We start from the raw sequence: 9,784 nt of genomic DNA, 5'->3' as shown, positions 1-9,784 counted from the left end.
ACAGCCTTGGCCTTGGTCACTTCGTCGTACTTCGATGGCATGGTCTACCCATCCTCCTCAAGAAAGAAGGTGAGCACCAAACCCGGGGTGATTCAGCTGTCCAGCTGGCGAACCGAACAACTCTTACGAGTAACAGGGTTGCCTACGGATCTATCCGGGCCAGCGACTCACACCACTCGGTGTCAGCGTCGACGCAACCCCGAAAGTACAAGCGCCGCAAGGGCACCCGCACCGAAATAAGCGGCTCCCGCACCCATCGAGAGACCAGGTGTGCTCATGCGTGGCTTGATTACGGCGTGGTCGGGTGGGGGGATTTCGGCTTCCGGCTCGTTCTCCGATGCCGTTGCGGCCCAGGCGGTTGCGAACAGCAGGATTCGATAGGTGATGTAGCTGAACACCATCAGGCCGATGACGGAGCCGAAGGTCGCGCCGGCGGGGCTGGTCAGCACCCTTTGCAGGTAGAACGATGCGACGTATTTGAAGATCTCGAAGACCAGCGCGGCCAGCGCCGCTGCCCTCGCGGCACTGCGAAGAGTCACCGGCTCGCGGGGCAGGCGCGCGATCATCCAGGCGAACACGGCCCAGGAGGCGAAGAATCCGAGCAGTATCGAAATGAGCACCAGCAACTGCCGCGCGCCGGGCAACTCCGACAGGTGCAGCTTGATCAGCAGCCGCGCACCGAGCGTGCTCGACGCCAGCGCGGACAGGCTGATCGAGACGATGAAGGCCAAGGCGAGTCCGATCAGCGCGCCGAGGTCGGAGAGCTTGGTGAACAACCAATTGCCTTTCGGACTCTGTTGTTCCCACTGTTCGGTCAATGCCGCCCGCAGGTTCGCCATCCAGCCGAGTCCGGTGTAGGCACCGACGAGCAGACCCAGCGTGCCGACCGTGCCGCGCGATCGAATCGCCTTGACGATCAAGTCATTGAGCTGGTCGCCGAGCGAGCCGGGAAGGTTCTCGATGATCTTGTGCTGCAGATCGGTGAGCAGATCCGGATGACCCGACAGCACGAATCCCGCGACCGCGAAGGCGACCATCAACAGCGGAAACAGCGACAGCACCGTGAAATATGTGATCCCGGCCGCGTAGTAATCACCGCGTTGCCGCTCATACCTTCCGCCCGCGCGGATCAGGTGATCCAGCCATGGCCGCGACTGGATCCGATGTTCGAGCCCGGCCTTGATGTTGTCGATCACCTGCACCTTCCAGCCCCTTCACGAGACCTCGCAGGCATCACACCTAGTGAGCCAGGAAGCCCACCCGGTCGTATACCTGTGCGAGGGTGTTGCCGGCAATCTCGCGCGCCCGCTCGGCACCTGCGTCGAGGATGCGGTCGAGCTCGCCCTGATCTGCCAAATACTCTTGCACCTTCGCCCGTAGCGGGGTGACAAATTCGGTCAGCGCGTCGGCGACGTCGGACTTCAGATCGCCGTAACCCTTGCCGGCATAGTCGCGTTCCAACGTCACGATCGGGGTGCCGCTCAGTGAACTCAGGATCACCAGCAGATTGCTGACACCCGGCTTGGCTTCCGGGTCGTAGCGGATTTCCCGCTCGGTATCGGTGACCGCGGAGCGAATCTTCTTGGCGGAGATCTTCGGATCGTCGAGCAGGTTGATCAGACCGGCGTCGCTGGAGGCCGACTTGCTCATCTTCGACGTCGGATCCTGCAGGTCGTAGATCTTCGCGGTGCCCTTGACGATATGCGCCTCCGGCACCACGAATGTCTTCTTGAACCGAGTGTTGAAGCGCTGGGCCAGATTTCGGGTCAACTCCAGATGCTGGCGCTGATCCTCGCCGACCGGCACCTGATGCGCACGGTAGAGCAGAATGTCCGCGGCCATCAGCACCGGATAGGTGAACAGTCCGGCGCTGGCATTCTCCGCGCCCTGTTTGACCGACTTGTCCTTGAACTGGGTCATCCGGCTGGCCTCGCCGAATCCGGTGATGCAGCTGAGCACCCAGGTCAGCTCGGCATGCTCGGGCACCTGGCTCTGCACGAAGAGTGTGGAGCGCTTGGGGTCGATGCCGAGCGCGAGCAACTGCGCGGCCGCCGCCTTGGTACGAGCGCGCAGTTCCTTCGGATCCTGCGGCACGGTGATCGCGTGCATATTCGGGATGAAGTAGAGCGCGTCGTAGTCGTCCTGCATGGTCACCCAGTACTGCAGCGCCCCAAGGTAGTTGCCGAGATGGAAGGACGCGCTGGTGGGCTGGATCCCGGACAGCACCCGCTGTTTGCGTTCGGCGGCCGGGTTCGCCTGAGCAGGACTGGACATGCCCCGATCTTCGCATGCCTTATTCGATCGACTGCGATCGCGGGTCCCTCGACAGTTACACCCTGTTACCGCTCCGGGCTGGTCGCTCACGCGGTATTCGATCGACGGCGTTCGCGAGTCCCACCACAGTCACACTCCGCCACCGCCTCCGGGCCCGTCGCTCACGCCGAGGGCAGGTCACGCGGAATTTCGCGCCGCCCAGTTGTGCGGGTCGACACCGGGCATGCTCGGACGGCCGGTGCTGTGCAGTTCGCGTTCACGCTTGGACAATAACTTGTAGAGCGGCGCGCTCCGCCCCGCCAGCGTCCCGCGTAGCACCGGTGGCAGCAGCGGCGGTGCGATATGCGCAGTGCGCACGCCCTGCGCGAGCGCGTGGAACGCGAGTTGCTCGGTCAGCCCCCAGCGCATGCCGTACATCTCGCGGATCCGGGTCGGCAGACTGCCCTGCACCAGCAGGTAGAACGCGTCGACGGCCTGACGTATCGGCGTGCGCTGCGGGTAGGGCACGCGCTGACCGGCCAGATACGAACCGACCAGCCGGGCCTCATCGGTCAGGAACAATTCGTCCGAGGCGAGGTAGTCGTCGAAGGATTTGCGGAACAGCGGATAGCTGCCGGGCGCGGCCTCGCGTGGCATGCCGAACAGTTCGCCGAAGCGGACATGGTCCTGGTACAGGCCCTCGCGTTCGCCGTCGGTCAGCGGACGGACCAGCAGATCGTGCATTGCTTCGGCCGAGTCGAAGGTGAAGGCCATGGTCATGTACATCAGATGCGGGTCGAGGGCGGAATAGCCGGTGCCCGCCGGATGGTGCGAACCCGCGTCCTCGGGCAGTTCGCCGACGACCTTCGCATGCTTCTTGGCGGTGAAGGCGAGCGCGCGATCCGCCTCGTCCTTACTGCCGAGGAAGACGGCCTCGAACAGCTTGCCGGTCAACGCGACCCGCGTGTACGGGGTCATCCGATGCTCGGTGTTCTCGGCGGTTCCGACGTAGAGCAGCGGATTCGCCGCGCCGATCACCAGAGCGCGCTGACCGTAGGTGAGGCCCACCGCACGCTTGCTCATGACCCGTCTTGCCATCGAATTATCGGCGAAGTAGCCGGGTTGGGACATTGCTGCCTCCTCGTTGAGCGCGTGCCGTCGGGCATCGTGACCCGTCGCCCCGGAGGCCGGGGTGCACAGTATCTGGCAATAGAATTCCCCAGATTCCGCGATCTGGCAATATCCTCTGCCAGATCGTGTCCATGCTCCCGACCACGATCCGGTCGACCGGAACCACAGCCATGCCAGAATCGCCACATGAACGCATCGCGAAGCGATTCCGTGAGGGGTGGTGGTCGGGCGACGATCGGATCCGCATCGCGACGCGAATCCGATCGGACGACGAGTGGGTCGGCGAAACGGACCTATGGCGGCGTCTCCGCGGACGAACGCCGCGCGCAGCGACGCGCCACGCTGCTCGATGCCGCGCTGGAGATCATCGGCACTCAGGGCATCGCCAAGCTCACCGTCTCAGGGCTGTGCGCGCAGGCCGGCCTCAACGAGCGCTACTACTACGAAAGCTTCGACAGCCGCGACGCGGTGCTCGCCGCGCTCATCGATCGGATCGCGGAGGAACTGGCCGGGGCGATCATCGGTGCGCTGCAGACCGCACCCGCCGACACCCGGGCCAAGGCGCATGCCGCGATCTCGGCGGGGATTCATCTGCTCACGGACGATCCGCGCAAGGCGCACGTCGCGCTGGTCGCCGGCATGGCGACGCCGGAACTCCGCGCCCGCACCAACCAGACGGTGCGGGCCTTCGCCAGCCTGGTCGCCGCCGAGGGCATCGACTTCTACGGCATCACCGACCCGAAGCCCGATCCCGCCATCGACTTTCGCGCCACCTACCTGGTCGGCGGCTTGGTCCAAACCCTTACCGCCTGGTTACAGGACGACCTCACCCTCACCCGCGACGAACTGATCGACCACACCACCGACGTCTTCGTACTGCTCGGCGAGGACCTCGCCCGCCGCCTCACCTGACGGGGCTACGGGCTCAGGCGGACGATCTCGGGGTCGGAGGGTTCGCCTTGCAGCACGACTCGGAAGGCCAGGCCCTTGGTGGACCAGTAGTCGGCGGCGTCACGCATGGCTTCGGCGAACCACCCGCGTTCTTCCAGTTCGTCGATCAGCAGATCGGCCGAATCGCGGATCACGGCAACGTATCCGGCGGCGGGGCCGACAAAGTCATCGAGATCGCGCAGGCATTCGTCGAAGGCGTCCTTATTCGCGCCGAAGTAGTACGGGAATTGGAACGCGGCCGCGAATTCATCGAAAACGCGTGCGGTGGTCCGCATTTTGGGTCCGCGCAGTTCCCGTACCGCGTAGTCGACGGGTGCGTCGTAGCGGACGCCGCTGAGCGTCGGGGCGTCCACGGGTAGGGCGCCGAGTACCAGCGCCGAAGCCGCCGCGTCGGTGGAGCGCCGGGCCTCGGGGCGGGCAAGGAACTGCGACAACGGAACTGTCATCAGCGCATCCTCGTGAAGGTTTCGTAGTGGTCACCGGTGTACCAAGCGGAACGATCGCTACCGGTGACGATGCGTTCGGCATCGCGGGAACGGTTGGGCTGCTTCGGATTCACATCCCATTCCTGGTAGGTGATGGCTTTGCCCGCCGAATCCTTGGCAGGCAGGGTGCCCGCGCGGTTCATCCAGCGGTCACCGCCCTTGGTACCGGGCGCGTTCGCCGAATCCGGCCAGCGGCCCGCATCGATTTCGGCCAGGGTCGCGTAGGCGCGGTCCGGAACACCGGGGGCGCGAACGGTGGATGTGGTGGGCACATCCGGGCCGCGCGCCGGAACCACCACGCTGGCGCTGCGCGAGGTGGAGGTGACCGAGGCAGCGGTCGGCTTGCTGTCCCCGCCGCCGCGCGAGGCGAGCAGTGCGATCACCAATGCCAGGAGGGCCACACCGAGCCCGGCGAAGGCGCGAACCCGCGGCGAAGAAATATTCATGCGATCCCGATCTCCAGCACTGCCATGTCGCGAACTTTATCGGTACTGCACCGTGACGGGCGCGTGGTCGGACCAGCGCTCGGCGTAGGTGGCGGCGCGTTCGACCACGGCCCGCTTCGCCCTGGTCGCCACCCCACCGCGGGCCAGGTGGTAATCGATGCACGATCGGATCGACTCGGTTCTCCAGCCGCTAGAATCACCCATGACCAGGGAGGGAACCGAGATGCAACCCCAACTACGCGCGTTGCTAGTCGCGCGGCTATCCGTCATGACAGACGAATCTACGTCACCAGCCAGACAACTCAAGCACGGTCGCAACACAGTGCGTGCACGCGGATGGCTCGAAGCTGGGACAGCAACCGACCTTGACGTGTCTGCCACCAAGTATTCACCGTTCGACCGGCCGGAACTGGGCAACTGGCTCAAGAACCGAGCCCATGAGTTCGACGTGATCGTGGTGTGGAGGCTTGACCGGCTGGTCCGGTCATCCAAGGACCTTGCCGACCTGTTGTCCTGGTGCGAGGACAACGGCAAGTCGTTGGTCTCGGCTACCGAAGGTTTCGACCTATCCACACCGTTCGGCAAAGCGATGGTGGCGATTATCGCCGCACTCGGAGAACTCGAAGCGGGCACGTTGTCCACCCGTGTAAAAGACTCACACACCGCACTGAGAAAAATGGACCGCTGGCCCGGCGGACAACCACCGTACGGTTACCGAATCGTTGATCACCCACGAGCCGGTAAGACCCTGGAGATTGACCCTGCTTCGTCTAGGGCTGTGCGAATCATGGGCGAAATGACCCTTCAAAGGAAATCCCAGTGGGAGATAGCCGCAAGGCTCACAACGGACGGGTTCCCTACTCCCGCCCGGTACTACCACAAAGAAGGTGTCAGCCGGAAAACTAAGGTGTCCGATGTTTGGAATCAATCGAGTGTTGGGAAAATCCTGAAGTCTCCCGCCACCCAAGGTTACAAGCTGGTCGGCCGCTCCGTTAAGGAGCGAAGGCTTGCCCGTGCAGCTGATGGTATGCCTATCCGATACACCTCCAAGGGGATATTCACGGATGACGAGTGGTCACAGATTCAGGAAATACTCCGAGATCGTTCCCGCACCCGTGAACGGTCTCACGGTGCCGCTCCATTGCTCGGAATCGTTTACTGTGGCGGGTGCGAGCACAGGTTGTATCGAGTCGTGAACTCGAACCCGAACGGCAAGAAATATTCTTATTACCGGTGCGTCCCTAAAGCCGGTAAGCCCAAGTGCCCTGGGCATACGTTCCTTGAATCGGCCATACAAGAAATCTTGGACAGCCGGATATTAGATGAACTCTCAGACCTGCCGGTTACGGAACGCAAGTTCATTCCGGGTGAAGATCACACCGACGAACTAGATACGGTGACCCGAGCCATGACGAGCATTCGAGACGAATTCGACCTTGGCTTCTACGACTACGAAGGTGGACAAGACGATTACCGTGAGCGTCTTGCCACACTTGTCGAGAAACGGAAACTACTCCAGTCGCTTCCGCACCGCGAAGCGCAGTACATAGAGGAACCGACCGGTGAAACCTACGCTGATGCATACCAACGCATGGATCCGGAGGAACGTCGAGGGCTGTTACTGAAGGCCGGTATCCGGATGTATATCCACAGCGTGAACCCTGTGAATTGCGGGCTCTATGTTCCAGGCGAGTTGCCGGAACGTTTCAACGTACCGAAAGATGCATACGAAAAGAATCGCACAGAGCGGATAAATCGGCCGCTTACGCCAGAGGAGCAGGAACAAGCACAGAATCCGCATCCGGAGTGGGTTCGTCCCCCATATAGATAAAGGAACTATATGCGATGCTAATGACCAACTCGACGATGACCGGGTGATGATGCACCCGGCTTTCCGGAATGGTTCTGGACTCGACAAGAGCCGAGGGCAGACGTGTTTGATCTTGCGGAACCTGGGCCGTCCGGTGACGGCGCAGGAGGTAGCCGAAGCTGTGGACGGGAAACGTCGAACCGTTGACCGTCACCTGACCGTGCTGGAAAAGCACGGGTTGGCTGTGAAGACCGGTGTTCGGTGGGAGGCCGATGGGGACTCGCGCCGTTTGGATGAGTTGGCTATCGAGTTGGGGACCATAGACCGGGCGATACAGCAGGCTGAGCAGAACGAACGGAACCGGGAAGGGTTCCGTACCGCGCTCGGTTTAGCAGGCGCTCGCCAAGCGGTTGCACCGGACGACGACGATTCGGAGTTCGAGCCTCCCGTTGAGGAACATGAGCGTCAGCAGCGGGAGGACGAACAAGAGATGTTGCGGCAGGCAGGTTTGCTTAACCACATCGGCTAGTCGGCGTCGGTAACCCGGGCCGCGTCGGCGTCCCGGGGTGACCCCCTTGTATGGATTGACTGGTTCTCGTCGCTTAGGAACGAAAAAGGCCCCGGTTTCGCCGTGGGCCTTGTCTGTTTCGGGACTAATGTTCGGAGTTGATCACAGGGGCTCCGAGCGTGTGTCGTCGTCGTTCCTTCGACGTGAAGGCAGCTCGGGCCGCGTCTCGCGGAACATCTTGCCAAGCGCTTGGATGATCCTCGGCCGGTCTTCGGGATTGGTTCCGCGAAGCGCGTAGATGGTGATGATCACCCGACCGACAACTGCTGAGACGCCGACAATAGTGATAGGAATGCCCAACACGACTGGTACCCAGTCCATTCAGATCCTTTGCCCTCCCTCTGATCGAGAGAGGCAGCGGGCGGACTCAGCTCGACCAGATCAGATGTCTGGTTGAACCAAGTTCCAGCCCCGGCTACAGCGGATCTTGATGGTGTTCGTTATGCATTCATAGCAATTTTGTCTGTGGAGAGCGAGCCGATCCGCTCTCCGATCCCTGCGTGTGCAAGGCGATGAATCCGATGGCGTGATCGTACGGCAGACGTCGGCACATATTCAAACCAGTTGGGCGACTACGGAGTCCGGCTATAAATCCCCAAGAGCACCCAAAGCTCCCGACCTGCCACGCAGGGGCTCCAGCCGCTCGGCTACCTCCGTGCTGGGCATGTGTCTACGCGCCGGACAGATAGCGGTACACAGTGGCGCGTGAACAGCCGAGCATCTTTGCGATATCCGGGGCAGTGATGCCCTTTGCTTTGAGGTCTCGCGCCTTGGCCGCGTCCACGTCGTCAACCTTCCGGGGGCGACCACCCTTGCGGCCATTGGCCGCTGCTGCGGCCAGTCCGGCACGAGTGCGTTCGATCATCGTGTCCCGTTCGAGCTGAGCGAATGCGGCCATGATGGTGAGCATTGCCTTACCCATCGGTCCGTCTGTGTGCAGACCTTCGGCGACGGACCGGAAACCGATACCACGTTCGGTCAGTTGCTCGATGAGCTGCAACACATGAACGGTGTTGCGGCCGAGCCGGTCCAGCTTCCACACCGTAAGCACGTCACCTTTGCGGAGATGATCCAGGCACGCATCCAGCTCAGGCCGTTCGGTCTTCGCGCCCGAGACGCCATGGTCGGTGAAGACGCGGGAAGCTCCAGCGGCTTCGAGTGCGTCCAGTTGCAACCGGGGGTCTTGGTCGGTGGTGCTGACTCGTGCGTACCCGATGACTGTCATTGCCCCGCCTGTCTCATAATCCCATCGACCCGATAGTTTTGAGACTATAGTTTTGAGACGGGTTTTCAAGACAAATCCGGATTCTGTTTCTCAAGGACAACGAACGACCGGCCGATGCCGGTCTCAGTCGCAACAAGGGATCGTTTATGAGACTGGCGACTGGCTCAGCGCGCCTTGAAGCCTCACCGCGTAGTATCGCCCCGCGAGCCGCGTAGTCGGAGAGCATCGTGGGATTGAGCCCACCGACTGTTGCCAGCGAGCGCGGTCCGCCTGCTACGGAATGTTGCTGTACCACCGATCAAAGTCCTGCCAAGTCGGGGTCTGGACCTTGGTTCAACCAGTACTACTGGTCGAGCTAGGGTCTGCTGCCCTCTCGGCCTGGGAAGGTCGGCATAGATGGATATCAGCGTCGCACTTGCGATTACGGCCGCGTCCGGAAGTGGCTCGTTCGCCTTAGCGCTGGTCATCGTTAGTATCGTTGCCCTTCGGGGTGCACCGCCCGAGAGGCGGGCTGAGATTATTCACGCCTTGGCGGCACTCTTCAGACGGCAACGTCCTGAACCTCCGTCGAGTCAGACGAAGGGCAATAGCGCCCCAGAACTTCGCTACCGATGAGCTTGGGTGCGTTGTCGGCCAGTGGCTGCACCGTGGGGGTGCGGCCCTCCCCCTGGGTCTGGCGGCCCACCCTCAGACATACGGGTCGATCGCACACACGACCCGGAGGTGGGGATGCAGGGGGATAGGCGGGCAGGCTGCACGGCTGGACGTGTGCGGCTCCCTTGTCCCGGGCACGGGCAGGCCTGGGAGTAAGGCACAGAGGTGAATCACCCCGGGTTTGGTGCTCACCTTCTTTCTTGAGGAGGATGGGTAGACCATGCCATCGAAGTACGACGAAGTGACCAAGGCCAAGGCTGT

General features: G+C 62.3%; 9 protein-coding genes and 1 pseudogene. 3 read left to right on the top strand and 7 right to left on the bottom strand.

Going from position 1 to position 9,784, the window contains the following annotated elements; all coding sequences use genetic code 11:
• Positions 1–182: 182 nt before the first annotated feature.
• The 3 genes from yhjD to AB0J29_RS36505 form a co-directional block, all read right to left on the bottom strand.
• Positions 183–1,202 (bottom strand): inner membrane protein YhjD, encoded by a 1,020-nt coding sequence (yhjD, locus tag AB0J29_RS36515; RefSeq protein WP_364795773.1) that lies wholly within the window; start codon positions 1,200–1,202, stop codon positions 183–185.
• 37 nt (positions 1,203–1,239) lie between these two features.
• On the bottom strand, positions 1,240–2,274 hold the full coding sequence (gene trpS, locus AB0J29_RS36510) for a tryptophan--tRNA ligase (RefSeq protein ID WP_364795770.1): 1,035 nt from the start codon (positions 2,272–2,274) through the stop codon (positions 1,240–1,242).
• A 177-nt stretch (positions 2,275–2,451) separates the two neighbouring features.
• Positions 2,452–3,384: an oxygenase MpaB family protein gene (locus AB0J29_RS36505; RefSeq protein WP_364795768.1), complete on the bottom strand. Its 933-nt coding sequence runs from the start codon at positions 3,382–3,384 to the stop codon at positions 2,452–2,454.
• A 186-nt stretch (positions 3,385–3,570) separates the two neighbouring features.
• On the opposite strand from AB0J29_RS36505, the gene AB0J29_RS36500 reads away from it, so the two are divergent.
• Entirely contained in the window at positions 3,571–4,296 is a 726-nt protein-coding gene (locus AB0J29_RS36500) for a TetR/AcrR family transcriptional regulator (RefSeq protein WP_364795766.1), read from the top strand.
• Positions 4,297–4,301: 5 nt separating this feature from the next.
• On the opposite strand, the gene AB0J29_RS36495 is transcribed toward AB0J29_RS36500, so the two are convergent.
• From AB0J29_RS36495 to AB0J29_RS36485, 3 genes and pseudogenes are all read right to left on the bottom strand, one after another.
• Positions 4,302–4,781, bottom strand: a complete 480-nt coding sequence (locus tag AB0J29_RS36495; protein WP_364795764.1) for a barstar family protein — start codon at positions 4,779–4,781, stop codon at positions 4,302–4,304.
• Complete coding sequence (locus AB0J29_RS36490; RefSeq protein WP_364795761.1) at positions 4,781–5,266, bottom strand: ribonuclease domain-containing protein; 486 nt, start codon at positions 5,264–5,266, stop codon at positions 4,781–4,783. The genes AB0J29_RS36495 and AB0J29_RS36490 overlap by 1 nt, the downstream gene beginning before the upstream one ends.
• A gap of 36 nt (positions 5,267–5,302) precedes the next feature.
• A pseudogene (locus AB0J29_RS36485) lies at positions 5,303–5,425 on the bottom strand (exodeoxyribonuclease III); the annotation flags it as partial.
• Here AB0J29_RS36485 and AB0J29_RS36480 point away from each other — a divergent pair.
• Entirely contained in the window at positions 5,424–7,097 is a 1,674-nt protein-coding gene (locus AB0J29_RS36480) for a recombinase family protein (protein WP_364795758.1), read from the top strand. The pseudogene AB0J29_RS36485 and the gene AB0J29_RS36480 sit on opposite strands and share 2 nt — an antisense overlap.
• 46 nt (positions 7,098–7,143) lie before the next feature.
• Complete coding sequence (locus AB0J29_RS36475) at positions 7,144–7,605, top strand: helix-turn-helix domain-containing protein (protein WP_364795775.1); 462 nt, start codon at positions 7,144–7,146, stop codon at positions 7,603–7,605.
• 709 nt (positions 7,606–8,314) lie between these two features.
• Here AB0J29_RS36475 and AB0J29_RS36470 read toward each other — a convergent pair.
• The gene (locus AB0J29_RS36470; RefSeq protein ID WP_364795756.1) at positions 8,315–8,869 is read right to left on the bottom strand and encodes a recombinase family protein; all 555 of its coding nucleotides are present in this window, start codon (positions 8,867–8,869) and stop codon (positions 8,315–8,317) included.
• Positions 8,870–9,784: the final 915 nt, after the last annotated feature.

Source organism: Nocardia sp. NPDC049707 (assembly GCF_040674855.1).
In the GTDB taxonomy this organism is placed as follows: domain Bacteria; phylum Actinomycetota; class Actinomycetes; order Mycobacteriales; family Mycobacteriaceae; genus Nocardia.
Note: the sequence above shows the minus strand (reverse complement) of the source record. Positions and strands in the feature narration are given on the sequence as shown.